At 65.3% G+C, this 21,438-nt stretch carries 17 protein-coding genes; 10 read left to right on the plus strand and 7 right to left on the minus strand.

The window, feature by feature from the left end:
• Positions 1-18: 18 nt before the first annotated feature.
• From mreC to KP001_RS06745, 4 genes are all read right to left on the minus strand, one after another.
• Positions 19-843 carry a rod shape-determining protein MreC gene (gene mreC / locus KP001_RS06730; protein ID WP_217288766.1) on the minus strand — a complete coding sequence of 275 codons (825 nt, stop codon included), beginning with the start codon at positions 841-843 and terminating at the stop codon, positions 19-21.
• An 85-nt stretch (positions 844-928) separates the two neighbouring features.
• On the minus strand, positions 929-1,417 hold the full coding sequence (locus tag KP001_RS06735) for a dTDP-4-dehydrorhamnose 3,5-epimerase family protein (protein ID WP_217288767.1): 489 nt from the start codon (positions 1,415-1,417) through the stop codon (positions 929-931).
• Positions 1,418-2,320, minus strand: a complete 903-nt coding sequence (gene rfbA / locus KP001_RS06740) for a glucose-1-phosphate thymidylyltransferase RfbA (RefSeq protein WP_217288768.1) — start codon at positions 2,318-2,320, stop codon at positions 1,418-1,420.
• 116 nt (positions 2,321-2,436) lie between these two features.
• Positions 2,437-2,811, minus strand: coding sequence for a hypothetical protein (locus tag KP001_RS06745; protein WP_217288769.1), 375 nt, complete (start codon positions 2,809-2,811; stop codon positions 2,437-2,439).
• Positions 2,812-3,011: 200 nt separating this feature from the next.
• On the opposite strand from KP001_RS06745, the gene sfsA reads away from it, so the two are divergent.
• From sfsA to KP001_RS06760, 3 genes are all read left to right on the plus strand, one after another.
• Positions 3,012-3,707, plus strand: a complete 696-nt coding sequence (sfsA, locus tag KP001_RS06750) for a DNA/RNA nuclease SfsA (RefSeq protein WP_217288770.1) — start codon at positions 3,012-3,014, stop codon at positions 3,705-3,707.
• A gap of 56 nt (positions 3,708-3,763) precedes the next feature.
• Positions 3,764-4,219, plus strand: coding sequence for a hypothetical protein (locus KP001_RS06755; RefSeq protein ID WP_217288771.1), 456 nt, complete (start codon positions 3,764-3,766; stop codon positions 4,217-4,219).
• 91 nt (positions 4,220-4,310) lie between these two features.
• Positions 4,311-4,754 (plus strand): ATP-binding protein, encoded by a 444-nt coding sequence (locus KP001_RS06760; RefSeq protein WP_217288772.1) that lies wholly within the window; start codon positions 4,311-4,313, stop codon positions 4,752-4,754.
• Here KP001_RS06760 and KP001_RS06765 read toward each other — a convergent pair.
• Complete coding sequence (locus tag KP001_RS06765; RefSeq protein ID WP_239027921.1) at positions 4,751-8,131, minus strand: DEAD/DEAH box helicase; 3,381 nt, start codon at positions 8,129-8,131, stop codon at positions 4,751-4,753. The genes KP001_RS06760 and KP001_RS06765 overlap by 4 nt on opposite strands.
• Before the next feature lie 315 nt (positions 8,132-8,446).
• Entirely contained in the window at positions 8,447-9,298 is an 852-nt protein-coding gene (gene nudC, locus KP001_RS06770) for an NAD(+) diphosphatase (RefSeq protein WP_217288773.1), read from the minus strand.
• A 175-nt stretch (positions 9,299-9,473) separates the two neighbouring features.
• Here nudC and KP001_RS06775 point away from each other — a divergent pair, with 175 nt between their 5' ends.
• The 7 genes from KP001_RS06775 to KP001_RS06805 all read left to right on the plus strand — a co-directional run bounded on the left by KP001_RS06775 (position 9,474) and on the right by KP001_RS06805 (position 20,517).
• Positions 9,474-10,502, plus strand: a complete 1,029-nt coding sequence (locus tag KP001_RS06775) for an agmatine deiminase family protein (RefSeq protein ID WP_224962244.1) — start codon at positions 9,474-9,476, stop codon at positions 10,500-10,502.
• 239 nt (positions 10,503-10,741) lie between these two features.
• Positions 10,742-11,623: a carbon-nitrogen hydrolase gene (locus tag KP001_RS06780; RefSeq protein ID WP_275423358.1), complete on the plus strand. Its 882-nt coding sequence runs from the start codon at positions 10,742-10,744 to the stop codon at positions 11,621-11,623.
• Positions 11,624-11,799: 176 nt separating this feature from the next.
• Positions 11,800-15,933: an SNF2-related protein gene (locus KP001_RS06785; RefSeq protein WP_217288775.1), complete on the plus strand. Its 4,134-nt coding sequence runs from the start codon at positions 11,800-11,802 to the stop codon at positions 15,931-15,933.
• Positions 15,934-16,038: 105 nt separating this feature from the next.
• Positions 16,039-17,730, plus strand: a complete 1,692-nt coding sequence (locus KP001_RS06790; protein WP_217288776.1) for a diguanylate cyclase — start codon at positions 16,039-16,041, stop codon at positions 17,728-17,730.
• 234 nt (positions 17,731-17,964) lie between these two features.
• Positions 17,965-18,342 (plus strand): hypothetical protein, encoded by a 378-nt coding sequence (locus tag KP001_RS06795; protein ID WP_217288777.1) that lies wholly within the window; start codon positions 17,965-17,967, stop codon positions 18,340-18,342.
• A gap of 19 nt (positions 18,343-18,361) precedes the next feature.
• Positions 18,362-19,609: an MFS transporter gene (locus tag KP001_RS06800; protein ID WP_217288778.1), complete on the plus strand. Its 1,248-nt coding sequence runs from the start codon at positions 18,362-18,364 to the stop codon at positions 19,607-19,609.
• A gap of 32 nt (positions 19,610-19,641) precedes the next feature.
• A complete protein-coding gene (locus KP001_RS06805) occupies positions 19,642-20,517 on the plus strand; it encodes an EamA family transporter (protein ID WP_217288779.1) in 876 nt (291 codons plus the stop codon).
• Here the strand turns inward: KP001_RS06805 and KP001_RS06810 are convergent.
• On the minus strand, positions 20,514-21,428 hold the full coding sequence (locus KP001_RS06810; RefSeq protein ID WP_217288780.1) for a carbohydrate kinase family protein: 915 nt from the start codon (positions 21,426-21,428) through the stop codon (positions 20,514-20,516). The genes KP001_RS06805 and KP001_RS06810 overlap by 4 nt on opposite strands.
• Between the last annotated feature and the right edge of the window lie 10 nt (positions 21,429-21,438).

Here is a 21,438-nt window from a genome sequence, read left to right on the forward strand (position 1 = left end):
GACCCGTGTTGAATGACTCTACTCATCGCGCTGCCTGACCAGCACCAGCGCCTCTTCCAGCTTCCCGATGTTGACCAGCGGGCGCACCTCGATGGTCTGGAACACGCCGTACTCACCCTTTTTCACCATGGTGACCTCACCGATGGGAAGCCCCTTGGGGAAGACCCCGCCGATGCCGGAGCTGATCACGGTGTCGCCGACCTTGACGTCCTCGTCCTTCACGGTGAATTCCAGGGAGCAGCGCCCCCCCCCGGCGCCGCGCACCACCCCGCGGGCGCGGGAGCGCTGCACGATGGCGGCGATGGCGCTGGCGTGGTCGGTCAAGAGGAGCACCCGGGACGAATGCGGCGCCACCTTCACCAGGCGTCCGACCACCCCACCCGTGGCCACGACCGGCATCCCCTCGAGGAGGCCGTCGGCGCTGCCGCGATCGACCACGAGGGTCTTGAACCAGGCCGAGCTGTCCTCGCCGATGACTGAAACGGCCAGCGAGGGGATGGCGACGCTCTCCTTCAGGTCGAGGAGCTGCTTGAGCCGCATGTTGGCGGCGACCGCCTCGTTGTCGGCGATGATGCGCGCGTTGAGGCGCTTCACGCTCTTTCTCAGTTCGATGTTCTCGCGCCGCACGTCGATCAGGTCGATGTAGTTGTTCCAGATGTCCCCGAAAAAGCCGCTCGCGCTGGCCGCGGAACCCGCAACGGGCGCGGTGATGCTCATCACCGTGCGCTCCACGGGGTTGGCGTGCTCCTTGTTCCTGAGGTTCATGGCGTAGGTCAGGAAGGCCGCCAGCAGGATCAGGGCGGTCATCAGGAAGCGCCGGTAGCGAATCAGAAAGTTTTTCATCGGCCTCAAAAATGGTTTAGGGGGCACGGTGCCCCCTATCGGAAAATGTCGATTTCAGTCAATCGCGGGCTGCGGACAGCCGGCTTCAGTCCAGCTGGAAGGGGGAATCCGTCAGCTCCTCGTGGCGAATCTCGTCGACCGTCTCGCTCTTGCCTTGACCGGCGTAGAGCCGGTTGGGGGCGTTGAACACGATGCCGTTCTCGTTCCCTATGTTGCGGTACGCATGCACGACCCCGGGGGCGACCACCACCATGGCCGGGGCGTCCGCCCCCGCGTAGAACACCTGCTTCACCCCGAAGCTCGGAGAGCCGGGGCGGGTGTCCCAGAGGTAGACCTTGAAGTTGGAGGGCCCCAGGAAGCAGAAGTAGTCCGTCTGTTCGACGTGCTCGTGCGGGCCGCGGGCGACGCCCGGCTGGGTCATGGAGATGTAGGACATGACCGGCATGATCTCCGGCTCCAGCTCGTCGGAGCGGAACAGCTCGGTGAGCCATCCCCTCTCGTCGAGGAACTTCCTGAGCGGCCTGCTGGTTACGTCGTGGATGCGCCCCTTGGTGAACTGCTGAACTGCGCTCATCTAGTGGGTACCTCCGCCGCAAAGTTCGGTCTCGTTGTAAACCCGCAGCAGATAGTCGCGGTACGATGATTTCGGTGTTTCGTCTATGACCCTGGCCATCGCCTTGCAGTCCAGGTATCCCATGCGCAGGGCGATCTCCTCGAGACAGGCGATCTTCAGCCCCTGCCTCGCCTCCAGCGTCCCGATGAAGTGGGAGGCCTCCAGGAGGCTTTGGTGGGTGCCGGTGTCGAGCCAGGCGATGCCGCGCCCCAGGCGCTCGACCGTCAGCTCGCCGCGCCCCAGGTACTCCTTGTTGATGTCGGTGATCTCAAGCTCCCCGCGGGGCGACGGCTTGAGCGCCTTGGCGATCTCCACCACGCGCGAATCGTAGAGGTAGAGACCGGGAACCGCGTAGTTCGACTTCGGGGAGGTCGGCTTCTCGACGATGTCGAGCACCCGGCCGTCCTTGTCGAAATCGACGACGCCGTAACGCTCGGGGTCCTGCACGTAGTAGCCGAAGATCTTGGCGCCGGTGCTAAACTGCGCGACCAGCCGGTCCAGCTCCATCTTGCCGTAAAAGATGTTGTCCCCAAGGATCAGGCAGACCGGGTCGCCGTTGATGAACTCCTCGCCGATGAGAAAGGCCTGGGCGATCCCCCTGGGCTCGGGTTGCACCGCGTAGCTCAGCCGGATGCCCCAGCGCGAGCCGTCCCCCAAAAGCGCCTGGAAGCGGGGTGTGTCCTGCGGGGTGGAGATGATGAGGATGTCCGAGATACCGGCCATCATCAGGGTCGCCAGCGGGTAGTAGATCATCGGCTTGTCGTACACCGGCTGCAACTGCTTGCTCGCCACCATGGTCAGCGGGTAGAGCCTGCTCCCGGCGCCGCCGGCCAGCAGTATTCCCTTCTTTATCCCTTGCGACATAACACCCCTTCCAAAGCAGAAAAATCACAATAACAAAAGGTCTTTACTATCACACCGGCGTGCCTTGCGTCAAACAGATTATCCCCTGCGCAGGGAGCCTGCCGGGCCGGGCGCGCCTACAGCAACCGCGCCTTCACCCCCTCGTCGATGAAGCTCTCCTCGATGGCCTCCCTGACCCAGGACTCCTTGCAGCGGGAGAGGACCACGGCCGCCCCTTCGGCAACCGCCGGGATCTGGCTCCAGAGTGCGTTTCTGAGCGAGCGGAGCCGCCTGGGGTCCGGGTTCTTCACCCCGACCAGCTCGCGGCAGGAGCCGCACAAAAGCGCGAGGTTATCCTCGCTGGGCTCCTGGTCGGGCTGGTACTCCCAGAGGCGGAGCTCCTGGTCCCCTTCGCACCACTCGCAGCGAAACCCCGCCCTTTTGCTGATCGTCTTACCCAAGAGCTGCACCGCGGCCAGATGGTCCCGGTTCTGCTGCGCCCCTTTCGCCATTAACGTCCCTCCTGTCGGTCAAACGGCCGGCGACCCGGCACTTGAGTGTAGCAGAATGGCTAACCAGATCAATACTTTTCTCCGCCGGCGGGTGCCGCGCCGCAACCAATTCTAACTGGACAGCGACCGCCAGTTGCGGGTAAAGTCTGGCGCCCGGCTGTAACGCCGAAGTGCAGCACCTCAACCGCAAAGGACCCAGCATGAAACTCCCGCAGCCGCTCTACCAGGGAACCCTGATCCGGCGCTATCAGCGCTTTCTCGCCGACGTCGAACTCGACGACGGCACCGTGGTCACCGCGCACACCCCCAACACCGGGAGCATGATGGGGTGCGCCCTCCCCGGCAACCGCGTCCTGCTCTCGGTCAGCGCCAATCCCGGGAGGAAGTACCCGCACAGCTGGGAGCTGGTGCAGGCCGACGGCGTCTGGGTGGGGATCAACACCATGCTCCCGAACCTCCTGGCCCGGGAGGCGATCCTCGACGGGACCATCTCCGAGCTCTCCGGCTACGACACGATCAGGATGGAGGTCCCCTACGGCACCGGGAGCAGGATCGACCTGCTGCTGTCCGGGGAGCGGGGCCTTTGCTACGTGGAAACCAAGAACGTCACCCTGGTGCGGGAGCGTTGCGCCCTCTTCCCCGACGCGGTGAGCGCGCGGGGGCAGAAGCACCTGCGGGAACTAATGGAGATGGTGCGCCAGGGACACCGCGCCGTGAACCTGTTTGTGGTGCAGCGTGGCGACGGGGACGCACTATCCCCCGCCGACGCCATCGATCCCGCCTACGGATCGACGTTGAGGGAGGCGGCGCGGGCGGGGGTGGAGCTCCTCGCCTACCAGGCGAGCGTGACCAGAAGCGAGGTGCGCCTAAGCCACCGGGTGCCCGTACTCTTGTAGGTCGTTGACATCCTTGGGAAGGACGCTAAAGTTATAGGCGCTGCCCCGGGGGACCAATGAGAACACCCAAACTCACCATCTTCGCCAAGCAGACCGGCGTCGAAATAGCTCCCAGCGAGAAGAAGCAAAACGGCAAACCCGAAGAGGGGCGCGTCGCCTTCCGCTTCTTCCGGCTCGCCACCGGCCAGTCCCACATCCGCTTCGTGGCGGAACCGTGCGAGGCCTTCGAGGTATCCCGGAAGATCGCCGAGTTGCAGGGGACGGCGGGGAAAGCGACCTTCACCCACCGCTTCGAGTCGCCGCAAGGGGAAACCGTGACCAGACTCAACGTGGAGAGCTACCAGCGTAACGGCAAGAAAGGGTACGCCCTCTCCATCCAGCGCGGCGAGGAGAGCATCAACGTCCCGGCGCCGGAAGGGGAGTTCCTCTTCGCCGCCGAGTTTCTCAAGCAGCTCTCCGTGGCGCAGTCTTGGGTGGCATGGACGGAGCCGGAAGCCCACAGCCAGGAGTAGACGAGACGCCCCGGAGGGGGACGAAACCAGTGCCCGGCGAGGGGCATCGAAGCGGCGGCGACAGCCGGGCGACCGGCGAAAGCGGGACAGCGTGATCACTCAACCAAGGAAGACCCTCTATCTCAGCATCGAAAGCAGGCTCTGCGACGTGGCCCTGGTCGGGCACGCGGTGCGCGGCGTCTGCGCCTGCTCGCCGCTCAAGGAGGAAGCCTACGGCGAGATGGAAGTCTGCGTGGTGGAGGCTCTCAACAACGCCATCACCCACGCCTACCGGCGCCAGGAGGGGTACCGCGTCGATACCGCCATCACCCTGCACCACGACCGGATATCCTTCGAGGTTTCCGACGAGGGGAAGGCGATCGAGGAGTTCGCCCCGAGAAGCCTCGAATTCGACCCCGAGGTGATCGGCTCCATCCCCGAAAACGGCATGGGGCTCTTCATCATCGAAACCCTCATGGACGAGGTCAGCTACAGCTCCAAAAACGGCAGAAACACCCTCTCCTTCTGCAGGTATTTCACCCAGCCCCAGGCCTAACCCCCCAGCAGGTACTCGAAGTCCTCCCGCCCGATCGCCACCGCGCCTTCGTTTTCCGCGTCATCCAGGAGCGCGCGGTACAGCTTCAGCTTGCGCTTTTTCAGCTCCATCATCTTCTCCTCGATCGAGTGCCGCATCAGTAGCCTGGTGATGGTGACCTGCCGCTTCTGCCCGATCCTGTGGGCGCGGTCCGACGCCTGGCTCTCCACCGCCGGGTTCCACCAGGGATCGAGATGGAAGACGTAGGAGGCGCGGGTGAGGTTGAGCCCCTTCCCCCCAGCCTTCAGGCTCAAAAGGAACACCCCAGGCTCGGTAGACTCCTGGAAGTTCTGAACCAGCTCCTTTCTGCGGGCAACCGGGGTGGAGCCGTCCAGGCGCGAGGAGACGATGCCGCGCTGGGAAAGCCCCTGCTGCACGATGTCCAGAAACGAGGTGAACTGCGAGAACACCAGCACGCTGTGACCTTCAGCGAAGAGTTCATGCAGCTGGTCGACCAGGAACTCCACCTTGGGAGAGCGGTCGGCGGCGTCGGGGAGGATGAGCCGGGAGCAGAGGCAGATCTGGCGCAGCTTGAGGATGGCGGTAAGGGCTATGATGCGCGCCTGTCCCGCGGAGTTGGAGCTGTACGCCCGCGCCACCGTCTCCCGGACCTCGGTCACGGTACGGGCGTAGAGCGCCTTCTGCCTGGGGCTCATCTCCAGGTAGATGTCGGTTTCCACCTTGGGGGGGAGCTCGGCCGCAATCATGTCCTTGGAGCGCCTGAGGATGAACGGATGCGTGCGCCTGATCAGCGTCTCCAGGAACTCCCCACCCTCGCGCCCCATCTGTCTGCGGAACTGCTCGTAGGACCCCAGAAGGCCGGGAAGGGCCAGGTCCATGACGGAGAAGTACTCCCCCAGGTGGTTTTCCACCGGGGTGCCGGTCAGGGTGACCTTGAACCTCCCCTTGAGCCTGCGCACCGCGCCCGTCGTCTCCGCGTGGATGTTCTTCACCGCCTGGGCCTCGTCGAAGACGATGACGTGAAAGGGGATCTTGCTCAGGATCTCGACATCGCGCTGGATGACGCCGTAGCTCGTGAGGACGATGTCGAAGCCGGAGAACTCGGCGCGGCGTCCCTGGCCGCGGTAGACGCCGACCTTGAGCGCGGGATAGAAACGGGCCAGCTCGCTCTCCCAGTTGAAGATCAGCGTCGGTGGGACCACCACCAGGTGCGGCACGTCGGCCGGGAGCTGCGCGGCGATCCCCCCCTCCTTCAGTCCGGCGAGGAGCGCAATGGCCTGGATGGTCTTGCCAAGCCCCATGTCGTCGGCGAGACAGGCGCCGAAGCGATGCTCGTACAAAAAGGCGAGCCAGCTGTAACCCTCGAGCTGGTAGTTGCGCAGGGTGGCCTTCAGCTCCGCCGGAGGCGAGCGCCGCGGGATGCTCTCGAACCGGGTCAGGCTCTCGAAGATCCGCTCGTCCTCCAGGGAAAGGAGCACCCGTACCCCGTTTCTTCTGAGTGTGATCCAGTCAAGGATCTGCAGGCGGGGCACCCGCACCACCTCGCGCTTGGCGTGGGGGGCGAAGAGCGCCAGGGTATTGCAGGTCACCGGATCGAGCACGAACAGGGAATTCCCCCTGCGGAAGACGCCACCCCCCTGCAAAGCGTCCAGCAGTGCCGCCTCGTCCACCAGTTCACCGTCGGCGCGGATCTCGGGGCGCAGCTCGAACCAGTCGATGCTGGAGCGGGTGGCGTCCAGCGTGAAGGTCCAGGAGGCGGTCTGCAGGTCTTCCCCGGCCAGGGCCAGGGCGAAACCTTCGGCGGCGAGGGCGCTCTTCAGTTCCGAGAGCTGGCGCATCAGGGTCTTTCGTTCAACAGAAAAGCCCCCCGCCTCCCCGGCCTGCCAGAATACGTCGAAGCCCAGGTGCCCCGCCAGAAGCTCCAGCAGTCTCCCCTGGCGCTCGACGGCGACGGCCACCGAAAGCCATTCCCCCTCTTCCGAGAGCTGCAGCATCGTGGTCGGCCGCGACACCTCCTGGGTGAATTCCGTGATCACCGCGCGCGCCTCGGATTTCACCCCGCGTTTGTAGAACTCGGCCCCTTCCAGCGCCTGGCGCACCACCCGGTCCCGATCGCCCAGGGTGGCGGCTCCCAGCGCCGCGAAACAGGCCCTTATGATGGCCGCCACCCGTTTCTTCGCCTTGAGCGGCTGCGGGAATGACGCGCGTCCGGCGGCGTTGAAGAAACGGAAGGCCGTGGGGGAAAGGGGGAAGATGATTCCCCCGGCGACCCCCTCCGCGGCAAGCGACGAGGGGTCGGAAAGGTCAACGATGTTCAGCCGGTAGCGCGGCTCCACCGGCGCGGGGAGAACCGGTGCGCCGGACCGGGAAACGACCACCCGGCGGGTGAGCTCTTCATCACTGCCGCCGCCGAGATCGAAGTGAACGGCGTTGAAGCCGGAGGCGGGGAACCGGAGCGTGCCGTCATCATCCGCAGACGGGACCACCCCCTGCTGTGCCAGCCGCTGGGCGAGAGCCGCGTGGAGGAGGGAGGCTGTATCGTCGACCTTCTGGATGACGCCGCGCGCGAGGTCGAAATAGTACCCCTGGTGGATGAAAGATTCCTCTCCCTCGAAGGTGGCGCCATCCTCCAGCGAGAGCCTGGCCGTGACCTCATCCTGGTGCAGGTCGAGGTGCAGCAACACCGTGCGCTGCAGCGACGGGTCGAAGTACAGCGGCAGCGGGGCGTTCGGGGCGAGGTACACGATGGGGAACCTGCCACGGAAACGGGAGAGGAATTCCTCGATACAGCGGCCGCGCAGCGCCGAAGAGTTGAGCAACCGCAGGAACTCGCGGATCGAGGCGGGAAGCGCCACGTCGTACAGGGCGACAGGGACCTGGTCCAGCATGAGGCGCATGCGCAGCGTCCCCTGCTGCCGGTCCAGCACCAGGGCATAGCCGCTCTCGGTCACCGGCGCCCCCTCCTCGTCCGGGGCGCACTGCACCGGCGCGGCGGCGAGGGTGGCGCGAATCCCCTGCAGGTAATCGTGGGGGAGTTGCAACATCGGAAAGGACGCGGGAGCGAGGGCTTTTTTCAGGGTGGCGAGGGCGGCGACCAGGTGGGGGCAACGGCCGTGGGGGCTCCAGGCGCCGCAGTCGCAGGCGCTGGAGAATTCGCCCTGTGCCAGGGAGAGAGAGACACGGCAGGAGACATCCGCATCGCGGAGCTCGACCTCGAGGACGTTGCCGTCCTTTTGCCAGCTCACCCCGCAGACAGGTTTCCTCTTGCACAGCTCGAAGCCGTTGAAGAGGTGCACCTTGTCCGCGAGCGCGTAGATACCCGCCGCAGGCATCTGGAAGAGGTGCCGCAGCAGGGGGATGCCCATGATGTCGATCAAGTCGTCTTCTCCCGGCAGGGTGAACAGTAACGGATCGTTCAAGTTAGCAGAAAGAGATGCCAAATACAACCACGCCATGTGCAGGAATCAACAAGGAGCCGCGCGAGCCGGCGCCGGGACCGGTACGAGGACGACGATTCGTATGGGCTGAGGGGGGTTATGGGAGCGGGGAGCGATGCGAAGAAGGAGCGGCGCGGGACAAAAAAAATGGGGGACGGTCTCGAATCCGTCCCCCTAAAAAGGAGACCCAGGAGTGTGTTCCGGGGTGTTAATTAACAATATCGGACACAGATCCCGGGACTTTAATTATTTTTTTCACCCGAGGGAGTCACCCAGGGCGAAGTTGTCGATGATCCAGCGGGCGATGCTCCGTTTTGGGGGAAGCGCCGGAGGCATGCGCTCCCTGGTGAACCACCGGGCGTCCTCGAGTTCGTCCTCCTCGACGGCGATCTCGCCCGACTCGTAGCGCGCCACGAACCCGGCCATGAGCTGGCTGGGAAAGGGCCAGTTCTGGCTCCCCACGTAGCGGACGTCGCTCACCTTCAGCCCGGTCTCCTCGAACACCTCGCGCGCCACGCACTCCTCGAGTGACTCGCCGAAATCGACGAAACCGGCGACAAGGCTGTAGCGCCCCTCCGCCCACTCCGGCTTGCGGGCCAGCAGGAATTCCTCTCCGCGCCTGATCAGCACTATCACGCAGGGATGGATATGGGGATAATGCTCGTGGCCGCAGCCGCCGCAGCGCTTGCCCCAGGTGGGGGCGATGCGGGTCATGTCGCCGCTGCCGCAGCGCGAGCAGTGCCGGCTCAACTTCTCCCAGTGGAGGATCTGCCGGGCGACCCCGTACAGGGTCGCCAACTGGTCGGGGAGCTCGGTCCAGGAGACGGCCTGCAGCCCCTGCGGCACGGCCTCATCCCTGGCGAGGGTGAAAACCCGCACCGGAGCGCCGTCCCACGCGCCGAAACGCAAGGCCCGACCGTCATCCGAGAGCGGTTCGGGAAGCTCGCCGCGGTGCAGATCCCCTTCCCGCAACAGGAGCGTGTCCCCCTGCAGCAGCACCCAGTATCCCGGGCCGTCCGCGGACGCGGCGTCGGGCTTCATCTGGGTGAACCTGGTCCTGATGATCTCACCGTTGAACGGGAGGTTGACGGTCTCGGGGTATGACATGCTTCGGCTCCTGTACCTGGCTTGTTGCTTGACTGGCGTGCATCATACAGGAACCGTTCGAGGAAGCAATCCCCCTTTTCTTTCAAACCATTTAACTTGATTGGCTTCGCGCGCTATGTTACTTTTTTCGTTCGCCAATACCCCGGCCGCGGCGCGGCCGAAAGCAGGAGATCACGTGACTCAGAATAGGAGATTACCGGCGGAGTGGGAACTCCAGGACGGCGTGCTGATGGCATGGCCGCACGAAGCCAGCGACTGGCTCCCCTACCTGGACCAGGTCCGGCCCGTCTTCGCCGCCATCGCAAGCACCATCAGCCAGTTCGAGAGAGTCGTGATAGCCGCCGACGATCCCGACCAGGTCCGCGAGGAGCTGCAGGCGGCGGGAGCCGACCTGGAACAGGTCAGGATCCTCCCGGTTGAAACCAACGACACCTGGGCCAGGGACTTCGGCCCCATCACCGTGCTGGAGGAGGGCGCCGCGAGGCTGCTCAACTTCGGCTTCAACGGCTGGGGCCTCAAGTTCCCCTCCGACCTCGACAACCGCATCAACAAGACGCTGCAGGGACAGGGCGTATGGAACGCCCCGCTCGACACCGTCGGGCTGATCCTCGAGGGTGGGAGCATCGAGAGCGACGGCAAAGGGACCATCCTCACCACCGAGGAGTGCCTGATGAACGACAACCGCAACCCGCACCTGACCCGCGAGGAGCTCGAGGAGGAGCTGCACGGCCTGTTCGGCAGCGACCGGTTTCTGTGGCTCTCCAACGGGTACCTGGCCGGCGACGACACCGATTCCCACGTCGACACCCTGGCGCGCATCTGCCCCGACGACACCATCGCCTACGTGCGCTGCGATGACCCGGAGGACGAGCATTACCCGGCCCTGAAGGCCATGGAGGAGGAGATCCTCGCCTTCCGCACCCGGGGCGGCCGGCCGTACCGCGCCATCCCCCTCCCCTGGCCGAGCGCGGTGTACGACGAGGAGGGGCAGAGGCTTCCGGCCACCTACGCCAACTTCCTGGTTATCAACGGCGCCGTGCTGGTGCCGACCTACCAGGACAAGAACGACGCCGCCGCGCTGGTCGCGGTAGGCGAGGCGTTCCCGGGATACGAGATCATCGGAATCGACTGTCTTCCGCTCATCCTGCAGCACGGCTCGCTGCACTGCGTGACCATGCAGCTCCCCAAGGGGACGCTCAGGTAGGAGCGCGGCCGGTCGCACCCATTGCGCTGCCAGCCTGCCTGCGCAGGAGAAAAACCGGGCGAATGATTATTCGCCCCTACAGGTCGGTGTCGCACTCAGGTAGAGGGGAAGCAGGGCGAATATTATCCCCCCTACGAGCGCCAATGTTGCACCCGCCTCCCCACAGGACAACTGTAGGGGCGAATAATCATTCGCCCCCCTCGACAGCAGCACCGGTAATTAAGGACGGAGAGAAGAACATGAACCAACTGAAAGTAGCCCTCGTACAGCAGGCCCTGAAGGCTGGGCGCGACCAGATGGTGGCCGCCACCATCGACAGGATCCGCGAGGCCGCCGCGCGGGGAGCGCGGCTCGTGGTGCTCCAGGAGCTGCACACCGGCAGCTACTTCTGCCAGACCGAGGACACCGCCTGCTTCGACGTCGCCGAGACCATCCCCGGCCCCTCCACCGAACAGTTCGGCGCCGTCGCCCGCGAACTCGGCATCGTCATCGTGACGTCGCTGTTCGAGCGCCGCGCGCCGGGGCTGTACCACAACACGGCGGTCGTGCTGGAGAAAGACGGCAGCATCGCCGGAAAGTACCGCAAGATGCACATCCCCGATGACCCGGCGTTCTACGAGAAGTTCTACTTCACTCCCGGCGACCTCGGTTTCGAGCCGGTCCAGACCTCGGTCGGCAAGCTGGGCGTCCTGGTCTGCTGGGACCAGTGGTATCCGGAAGCGGCGCGCCTGATGGCGCTTGCCGGCGCCGACCTCCTCATCTACCCGACCGCCATCGGCTGGGACCCGCGGGACGAGGCGGCCGAGCAGCAGCGCCAACTGGACGCCTGGGTCACCGTGCAGCGCGCCCATGCCGTCGCCAACGGCATCCCGGTGGTCAGCGTTAACCGCGTCGGCTTCGAGGCCGATCCGAGCGGCGCCGGCGCCGGCATCAAGTTCTGGGGCTCCAGCTTCGCGGCCGGCCCGCAGGGTGAATTCCTGGTTCGCGCCGGCGAGGAGGAGGAACTCCTGGTGGTCGATCTCGACATGCGCCGCAGCGAGGATGTGCGCCGCATCTGGCCGTTTTTGCGCGACCGCCGCATCGACGCTTACGGCGATCTGGTCAAACGCTACCGGGACTAGCCGGGGGAACCACGTCCCCCGCCCTGTCTGCTCCCCTCGCCCGCCGGGAGAGGGGCCGGGGGTGAGGGCGCCGCACCAGGCGAGATGGTGCCATACGGCACCCCCCTCCCCTCCCTTCGCGCTCCCTCTCCCATCGGGAGGGAGCGCATTTCCAACCGGCACGCAGAGGTCCATAGGTGACTCACCCCAGAACACCACACCCCCAGCCGCGTGACCTCCTGGCCCGCTGCACCCCTGAACAGTCGGCGCTGGTCCAGCTTCTCTCGGTCATCCACGCGCCTCTCTCCAAGCACGTACTGCTCAACATCATCAAAAAGACCGGGCTTCCCGCACCTCCCGGACGAAGCTACACCGGCCTGGTCCTCGCCGAGATGCTAGAGGAGCTGAAGAACCAGAACCTGATCCGTCACAGCGGCGAAGGAATCTCCTGCTCCCCCGAGGTGGCGCACGCCGCCACGCTGCAGGCCATATGTGCCGGCCGCTTCGAAACGTTGGTCCACACCGTCCTCGCCGAGATCCCCATGGTCTCCAACTGGGGGAGCAACTTCTACCGGCTGTCGGCCCACGCCATGCGCGACGTGCGCATCGGCGTCTACCGCAAGGACGCCCGCGCCGCCCTGGAAGCGGCGGAGCGCTACCTGCGCCAGTTCCCCTACGAGGCCCAGCGCTGCCACCCCCTCGACGCGGCCTGCTTCCACCCCTTCGACGAGACCTGGTTCCGCTCCCTTCCCATGGCCTTGCAGGCGGCCGCCCTGGCGGCGCACCTGCTCTCGGCCCGGGGGGCGCTCACCCCCGCGCAGGAACCTTTCCAGGTGCTGGCGGACCTGGCGGCTCGCCCCGATGCCCCGCTGTTCCTGCTTGACCTCTATTGCCTGGAACTGTTATGGCGGGACCGCGCTGACGACGCCGAGGCCGCCGCGGCCGAGCGCTGCAGTTCGACCCAGATCGCCGTACTGGCCTGCTGTGCGCTGCAGCGTGGCCTCTACGACCGCTCCGTGGAGCTGTTCCGCGCCGCCCTGACCGCCCTGCGCAAGGAAACCGGGAAAAGAAAAGCGTACCTGGACGACGGCACCGGCCCCTTTTTCATCCTGGCCCTCCTCGCCACCGAGCACCCCAAACACCTCGAAGAAGCGGCGGAACTGTGCGGCTTCATCGTCGCCAAGCGGGAGTGGCCCGACCAGGAGGTGTACCACGTCCTGCACGGCGTGATCGCGGAACGGCAAGGCGGACGCAGCAGCAAGGAGTTACAGGAGGCGTCGCTGCAGCGCTCCCCGCAAAGTCCGCTGCACGCCCTGTTCCGGCTGATGGCGCTGTACTGGTGCGCCAGCGACAAACGCCCGGCGGAGGCGCGCAAGCTGGGCGCCCTGGTGCAGCGGCTGAAGGATGCCGGCCAGCTCTGGCTCGCCCGCGAGATCGAGCAGGCCGGCGCGGCGGAACCCTCCCCTGGCGCGGCGCCCTCGACTGCAGCGGCACGGATTCCTCTTTGTGACTCCCTCGCCCCGGTCGAGTCCTGGCAAAGTGCGATCTCCGCCCTCTTGCGCCTGAACGCCGACGACGCCGTCGACGCGGAAGGGCCGCAGTCGCGCCTGATCTGGCATTTCGAAGAGCTGCGCGGCTTCTTCCAGATCACCCCCAGGGAACAGAAGCAGGGGCCCAGCGGCAAGTGGAGCGCCGGACGCAACGTGTCGCTCAAGCGGCTGGTGGAAGAGACCGAGAGCCTCGATTATCTCACCCCGCAGGACCTGCTCATCTGCGGCTGCATCAAGAAGGAGCGCGGCACCGGCTACTACGGCCGCGAAAGCTACCAGCTGGACCAGGACCAGGCGGTGCCGCTCATGATCGGTCACCCGCACGTTTACCTGGATGCCGCCGCGTCGGTGCGCCTGGAGCTGGTGCATGGCGAACCGGAACTGCAACTCACCACCCAGGGGGAGTTCCTGCAACTGCAGCTCTTCCCCCCTTTCCAGCAGGATCAAAAGCTCTACCTCCAGAAAGAGACGCCGACCCGCATCAAGGTTTACCAGGCCAAAAACGAGTACAAGAAGATCGCGGCCATCATCGGCGCCGGTCTCAGGGTGCCGGTACGGGCCAAGGACCAGGCACTGGCGGCGATCAACTCCCTGGCATCGGTTCTCACCGTCCACTCGGACGTCGGCATCGAATCGACCGGGCAGGTAAGCGGCGATGCCACCCCGCACTTCCACCTGCTTCCCTACCAGGCAGGGTTACGGCTGCAGATCCTGGTGCGCCCCTTCTCCGATGCCGGCCCCTACTTCCGCCCCGGCACCGGTGGCGAGACCGTCCTCGCCGAGGTCGACGGGAAACGGCTGCAGTGCAAGCGGGACCTGAAGCTCGAGGAGGAGCGCGCCGCTGCTGCCCTCTCACCGTTGACCGCGCTGGCGGAGAGCGACGAGAACGAGGGAGAGTGGCTGGTCCCCGGGACCGAGAGCGCGCTGGAGCTCTTGCTGCAGTTGCAGTCGCTTGGGGAGACGATCCGGGTCTCCTGGCCGCAGGGGGCGCGCTTCAAGATAAAACAGACGGTTACCCCCGGACAGTGCAAGCTTTCCGTGAGACAGGCCAAGGACTATTTCGAGATCGAGGGAGAGGTGAAGATCAACGAGGGGCTGGCGCTCGATCTGCGCCAGTTGGTGGATCTCGCCCGCAACGCGCAGGGACGTTTCGTGGAACTGGGCGACGGCGAATTCCTCGCCCTCTCCTCGCAACTGCGACGCTATCTGGACGACTTGACCGCCTGCGCGGACCCAAGCGGCGCCGCCTTCCGCTTCCATCCCCTCGCCTCGTCCCTGTTCGAGGATTTCACCGCAGCGGCGGGCGAATTCCAAGCCGACCGCTACTGGCGTGACCAGGTGCAACGGATACGCGAGACGGAATCGTTTCGGCCGCAGTTGCCGGCCACCTTGCAGGCGGAACTGCGCGGCTACCAGGTGGAGGGCTTCAACTGGCTCAACCGCCTTGCCTACTGGGGCGTGGGCGCCTGCCTCGCCGACGACATGGGGCTGGGAAAGACGGTCCAGGCGCTGGCCCAGATCCTCAGCATGGCGCCGCAAGGCCCATCCTTGGTGGTCGCGCCCACCTCGGTCTGCCTGAACTGGGACAGCGAGGCGGCGCGTTTCGCCCCCACGCTGAACTGCATCGTCTACGGCGGGCCCAAGCGATCCGAACTGCTGCAGGGGTTGCAGCCGCTGGACCTGGTCATCTGCAGCTACGGACTGCTGCAGCAGGACGCCGAGCTTTTGGAGGCGGTGCCTTGGCAGGCCGTCGTCCTGGACGAGGCACAGGCCATCAAGAACATGGCCACCAAGAGGAGCCAGGCCGCCATGAAGCTCCAGGGGAGGTTCAAGATGGTGGCGACGGGAACGCCCATCGAGAACCACCTGGGGGAACTCTGGAACGTGTTCCGCTTCATCAACCCGGGGCTGCTCGGCTCGCTCAAACAGTTCAACGTGAGGTACGCCGCCCCCATCGAGAAAAGCGAGGACAAGAAGGCGCGCCAGCGCCTGAAGAGGCTGATCCAGCCTTTCATCCTGCGGCGTACCAAGAACCAGGTGCTCGAGGAGCTTCCCCCGAGAACCGAAATCACCATACCGGTGGAGCTCGGGATGGAGGAGGCCGCGCTCTACGAGGCGATCAGGAAGAGCGCCCTGGACAACCTGGCCGGCGTCGACAAGGTGGAAGGCAAAGGCGAACTGCACCTGAAGATCCTGGCCGAGATCATGAGGCTGCGCCGCGCCTGCTGCAACCCGCGCCTGGTGCTCCCGGACAGCGCGATACCGAGCTCGAAGCTGGCCGCCTTCGCCGGGATCGTCGACGAGTTGAGGGAGAACCGCCACAAGGCGCTGGTCTTCAGCCAGTTCGTGGGGCACCTGGAGATCATCCGCAACTACCTCGATCGCGCCGGCATCCCCTACCAGTACCTGGACGGCAGCACCCCGGCACCGGAGCGTAAAGTACGGGTGGACGCCTTCCAGTCCGGCGCGGGGGACCTCTTCCTGATCAGCCTGAAGGCCGGCGGCGTGGGGCTCAACCTTACCGCCGCCGACTACGTGATCCACATGGATCCCTGGTGGAACCCCGCAGTCGAGGACCAGGCGTCGGACCGGGCCCACCGCATCGGACAGCAGCGCCCCGTGACCATCTACCGTCTGGTCGCCAAGGGGACCATCGAGGAGAAGATCGTCGCCCTGCACCAGCAAAAGCGCGGGCTCGCGGACAGCCTGCTCGATGAAAGCGATCTCTCCGGCAAGGTTAGTGTGGAGGAACTCCTCGCGCTGTTGCGGACCGGCTCCTAGCTCGTCGACAACACCATGTCATCCCTTTCAGCATCCCTTCTTCCCATTCTCCCGCCATAGCATATAATCATGATGTTCCCAATTTGACTCGGCACGAGGCACAAGGTGAGTTACCTCAACCACTCTCACAAACGTCTCAGAACCATCGACATCACGTTCTCGGCCGCATTGCTGCTGCTGACTGTGATGCTCTTTCTGTCATATTTCATCAGGACCGAACTGGCCAAGACCAACGTGCTGACTCAGCATACCTACGACGTCATCATGGCCGTCGACAACCTGAACAATTCCATGCTTCAGGCCGAAAGCAGCAGGCGCGGTTATATTCTCACCGGAAACGTGCAACAGAAATCGCGCTGCGAGATTTTCGCCCAGAGCGCGCAGGAGAATCTGAGGGAAGTAAAGGAACTGACCGTCGACAACCAGAGCCAGCAACGGCGGCTTGCCAGACTTGACGAACTGATGCAGCGCAAGATCGCCGTCTTCAAGCTCTCCATTTCCCACTACGACAGAATGGGGTTCCGCGGCCCCGAGCAGGCCCAACTGACCGAAGAGGGAACGTCCCTCATGACCGCGGTCCGGACCGGGATCGACGAGATCAAGAGCCACGAGAAGACCCTGCTGAGCGAGCGGCGCGCCCGCGAACGCACCACCCTCCTGATCCTGACCGTGGTGGTCCTCTCCGGTATCCTGATCGCCATCATCCTGCTGAGCCTCAGTTACTACATCGCGCGCCACGAATCACGCAGCCACATCATCGCCGCCGGACACCTGCAAGCTGCCAACAGGGACATCTCCGACCTGAGCAGCATGACGCAACTGCTGCAATCGTGCGCCGATTTCGAGGAGGCGCGCGGCATCCTCTCCTGCTACGGGGAGAAGTTCTTCCCCAAGGACCCCGGCGGGATCTACTTGCTCAACCCGTCAAGGACGCTGATGACCGACGCGGCGACCTGGGGGGGGGCGGACCGCAAGCCGTTCAACCCTGACCAGTGCTGGGCCATGAGGCTCGGCCAGACCCACCTGAGCGCGGCTGCGTCTGACGTCCAGTGTCAGCATGTCGAGGTGGGTGGCTCGAGGGCGCACCTGTGCATCCCGCTGGCCGCGCACCACGAGACGTTGGGGACGCTCTCTCTGGACCTTGGGCTACCGCAGGGAACGGACGAGGAGTTCCTGGAGAGAAAACGGCTGAAAGCCGGGGCGTTCGCGGAACAGGTGGCGTTGGCGGTCCGGAGCCTGCAACTGCGTGAACAGTTGCGCGAGCTTTCCATCCGCGACCCTCTGACAGGCCTGTTGAACAGGCGCCACATGGAAGAGTCGCTGCTGCGGGAGATCAGCCGCGCGACCAGGACCAGGCAGCCGCTCAGCGTGGTCATGCTGGACGTGGACCATTTCAAGAATTTCAACGACACCTTCGGACACGAGGCGGGCGACCATGTGCTGAAGGAAGTTGGCCAGGTGCTGCAGAAAAACGTCCGCGACAGCGACATCGCCTGCCGCTTCGGAGGCGAGGAGTTCACCCTGATACTTCCCGAGGCGGACTGCGACACCGCCCTTGAGATCTGCAACCGCATCAGGAGTTCGGTCAAGGAGCTGCAGCTGGTCATGGGAAGACAGCACCTGGGGCACATCACCATCTCGGCCGGGATCTCGGTCTTCCCGTCCGACGGCGACACCATCCAACAGTTGCTCGCCACGGCGGACGAGGCGCTGTACGAGGCCAAGGAAAAGGGTCGCGACCGCGTCATAGGGAGCTGCACCGCGCTAAGCACCACCGAAACCGACTCAAAGACCTGATCCCGCTTTCCAGCCCGGGCCAGCCCCTGCCGCACCAGGCATCACTCCCATCACTCCCATCACTCCCATCACTCCCATCACTCCCATCACTCCCATCACTCCCATCACTCCCATCACTCCCATCACTCCCATCGCCGTCAACTACCGCCCAACTAGCCAGCTATTCTCATTGACTTTGAAGCAGCGACAGGTGTATTAAGACCAAATTCTTAAGGCTGTCCCATGGAGGTTCTCATGCGCATTCACCGTAAGGGAGCAGGTGCCACGGCCGTGCTCGTTGCCTGCACTGCGCTGGCGGGTTGTACATGCCGCCTGAAGGGCCCGCCCGCTACCGGCGCGCGCTACTACCGGACTCTCGGCTCTCTGCAATGCACCGGCGGCGGCAGCAGCCCGGCGGAACTTGCCCAGGAACTGCGCAAGGCCGGCATCGCCGTCAACCGGACCGCCTGCGGCGTGGATGGCAGGATGCACGCGGCGGTGTGCGGCGCACCCGACGGGCGCATCGCCGTCTTCGAGATCCCGCCCGAACAGGCGGGTGCCGCGACGGCCCTCGGCCTGCAACCGCTCGCCACCCTCCCCGACGCCGCCGAGACTCCCTGCCCAGCGCCTTAATTCAACTCTGGAGACGAGCATGACATCAACGAGCCAACATAGCGCAACTACGCTGCGGCAGGTGCTGGGCCTCCCGGTCATCGTGGCGGCGCTGGGGTATTTTGTCGACATCTACGACCTGGTGCTGTTCAGCATCGTCCGGGTGCCGAGCCTGAAGGGGATCGGACTGGCCGGGCAGGAGCTGATCGACCAGGGGGTCTTCCTGCTCAACATGCAGATGGCCGGGATGCTTTTGGGGGGCATCCTCTGGGGGATCCTCGGTGACCGCAAGGGGCGGCTGAAGATCATGTTCGGGTCGATCTTCATCTATTCGCTGGCGAACCTCGCCAACGCCACCGTGCACTCCATCGAGGCCTACGCCGCGCTCCGCTTCCTGGCGGGAGTCGGGCTGGCCGGAGAGCTCGGCGCCGGGATCACGCTGGTGTCCGAGGTGCTGCACCGCTCCATCAGGGGGTACGGCACCATGATCGTCGCCACGGTCGGCGTCTCAGGCGCGATCCTGGCCAACTTCGTGGCCAAGCAGTTCGACTGGCGCACCGCCTTCGTCATCGGCGGGGTGCTGGGGCTGATGCTCCTCGTGCTCAGGCTCAGCGTGGCCGAATCCGGGATGTTCAAGGGGATGGAATCCAGGGAGATGTCCAAGGGGAACTTCCTGGCCCTGTTCACCTCGCGCGACCGTTCCGGGCGCTTCCTGCACTCGATCCTCATCGGCCTCCCCTCCTGGTTCGTGGTCGGCGTGCTGATCACCTTCTCGCCGGAGTTCGCCAAGGTCCTCAACGTGCAGGGGAGCGTGAGCGCCGGCAACGCCGTCATGTACTGCTACCTGGGGCTCGTGGGGGGAGACCTGGCGAGCGGGGTCTTGAGCCAGCTCCTGCAAAGCCGTAAGAAGGTGGTTTTCCTGTTCCTGCTGATCACGGTCGCCGCCGTGGGGGTCTACTTCTCCGCCGCCGGGGTGAGCGCCGGCGTCTTTTACGCCATCTGCTGCCTGCTCGGCTTCGGCATCGGTTACTGGGCCATCTTCGTCACCGTCGCGGCGGAGCAGTTCGGCACCAACCTGCGCGCCACCGTCGCCACCTCGGTCCCCAATTTCGTGCGCGGCATGACCATACCCATCACCATGCTGTTCCAGGTGGCGCGCAAGAGCCTCGGCATCGAAACCGGGGCCATCGTGGTCGGGGTCCTCACCCTGGTCATCGCGCTCTTCTCCCTGTCCCGGCTGCAGGAGACCTTCCACAAGGATCTCGACTACTTCGAGGAGTTCATCTGACCAAACCGGCGACACATCAGGGTGGACAGGGCATGACCACAGACCAGAACCGGCACCTGCTGCGCACCTCCCTCGTCACGGCGATCGCCCCCTGCATCTGGGGAAGCACCTACATCGTGACCACCCAGTTGCTCCCCCCAAACCACCCGCTCACTGCGGCGTTGCTGCGCGTGCTCCCGATCGGTCTGATCATGATCGCCCTGCAGCGGCGCGCGCCGTGGGGGGAGTGGTGGGGGCGGCTGGTGTTTCTGGGGCTCTTGAACATCGGGGTGTTCCAGGCGCTGCTCTTCATCGCCGCCTACCGGCTTCCCGGCGGCGTGGCGGCCACCGTGATCGCGACCCAGCCGTTGGCGGTCATCGTGCTCGCCAGACCGCTCCTGGGAAGCACCCCTACGCGGCTGGCCTGGATCGCTGCCGGCACCGGCGTGGTCGGCGTGGCCCTGCTGGTGCTCACCCCGGCCGCCCGGCTCGACGCCATCGGCCTCGCGGCGGCGTTTGCCGGGGCGGGGTGCATGGCCCTGGGCACGGTTCTCACCAAGCGGTGGGCGGCGACGCCCCTCCCCATAGCGGCCTTTACCGGCTGGCAGCTGGTCTTCGGCGGCCTGTTTCTGCTCCCCTTCGCGCTGTTCTTCGAGGAGCCCATCACCGGTCTCACCGTCAAAAACGTGATCGGCTACGCCTACCTGGGCATCTTCGGCACCGGCATCACCTACATGATTTTTTTCTGGGGGATCCGGCGGCTGCAGCCGTCCGCCGTCTCGCTGCTGGGGTTGTTGAGCCCGGTGATGGCCACGGCCCTGGGTTTCCTGGTGCTGGGGCAGAGCCTCACGCCCCTGCAGATCGTTGGTGGGGTGCTGGTTTTGTGGAGTATCTGGGCGGGACAGCGGCCGGCGCCGGGGAGGCGCTAGCCTCGGGCGGCGATGAACGATTCCAGCTCCGCCAGGGTGGGGAGTGCGGCCCGGCCGCCGAGGGCGCGGGTGTTGAGGGCGCCCGCAGCGGAGGCGTAGCGGGCCGAATCCTCGAGGGAGAGTCCGCGGGCCACGGCGAAGAGAAAACCTCCATGGTAGGCGTCACCGGCGCCGGTGGTATCAACCACCCCCTCCATCTCATATGCGGGCTGATGGAACGCCTCGCCCCCGTATGAAAGGATGAAACTCCCCAGCGTCCCGGAAGTGACCGCGACCAGTTGCGGGCCGTAGCCAAGGAGCGCCTCGGCGGCCACTTCCGGCGAGGAATTCCCGGTGCAACTCGCGGCGTACTCCTGCGCGACGATGCAGATATCCACCAGAGGTAACAGCTCGCGGTGCTCCGGCCGGAACCTGTGCGAGCCCCCGTCGAAGGAGACCAGCACCCCGGCATCACGCGCAACCCGGGCAGCCGCCAGGCAGGCCTGCCAGTGCCGCCCGTTCAGGTGCAGGATCCTGGCAGACCGGATCATCGTCTCGTTCATCATGCGAGGGGAAAGTTCACCGGAGGATCCCGGCGCAAAGGCGATGGCGCGGGCACCGTCACCTTTCCGGACCAGTACGCTCGCCTGTGAAGATGTGCTTCCGGCGTCGATCACCATGCCCGCCGTGTCCACCCCTTCCGCGCCGAGCTCGGTCAGGATCATCCGGCCGATGAGGTCGCCGCCGACCAGGTCGAGCATCGCGGCGCGCGCCCCCAAGCGCGCCAGGGCGACCAGCGCGGTTGCCACCGGCCCTCCCCCCGCCAGTGCCGAGGCATGAGCCCGCTGCACCAGTTCCCCTCCCGGCAGTTCATCCACCACCATGAGCAGATCCATCGTGCAGACGCCCAGCCCGACCACGTCGTACTTCATAACACCGCCT

This window comes from Geomonas subterranea, assembly GCF_019063845.1.
Taxonomy (GTDB): Bacteria; Desulfobacterota; Desulfuromonadia; order Geobacterales; family Geobacteraceae; genus Geomonas; species Geomonas subterranea.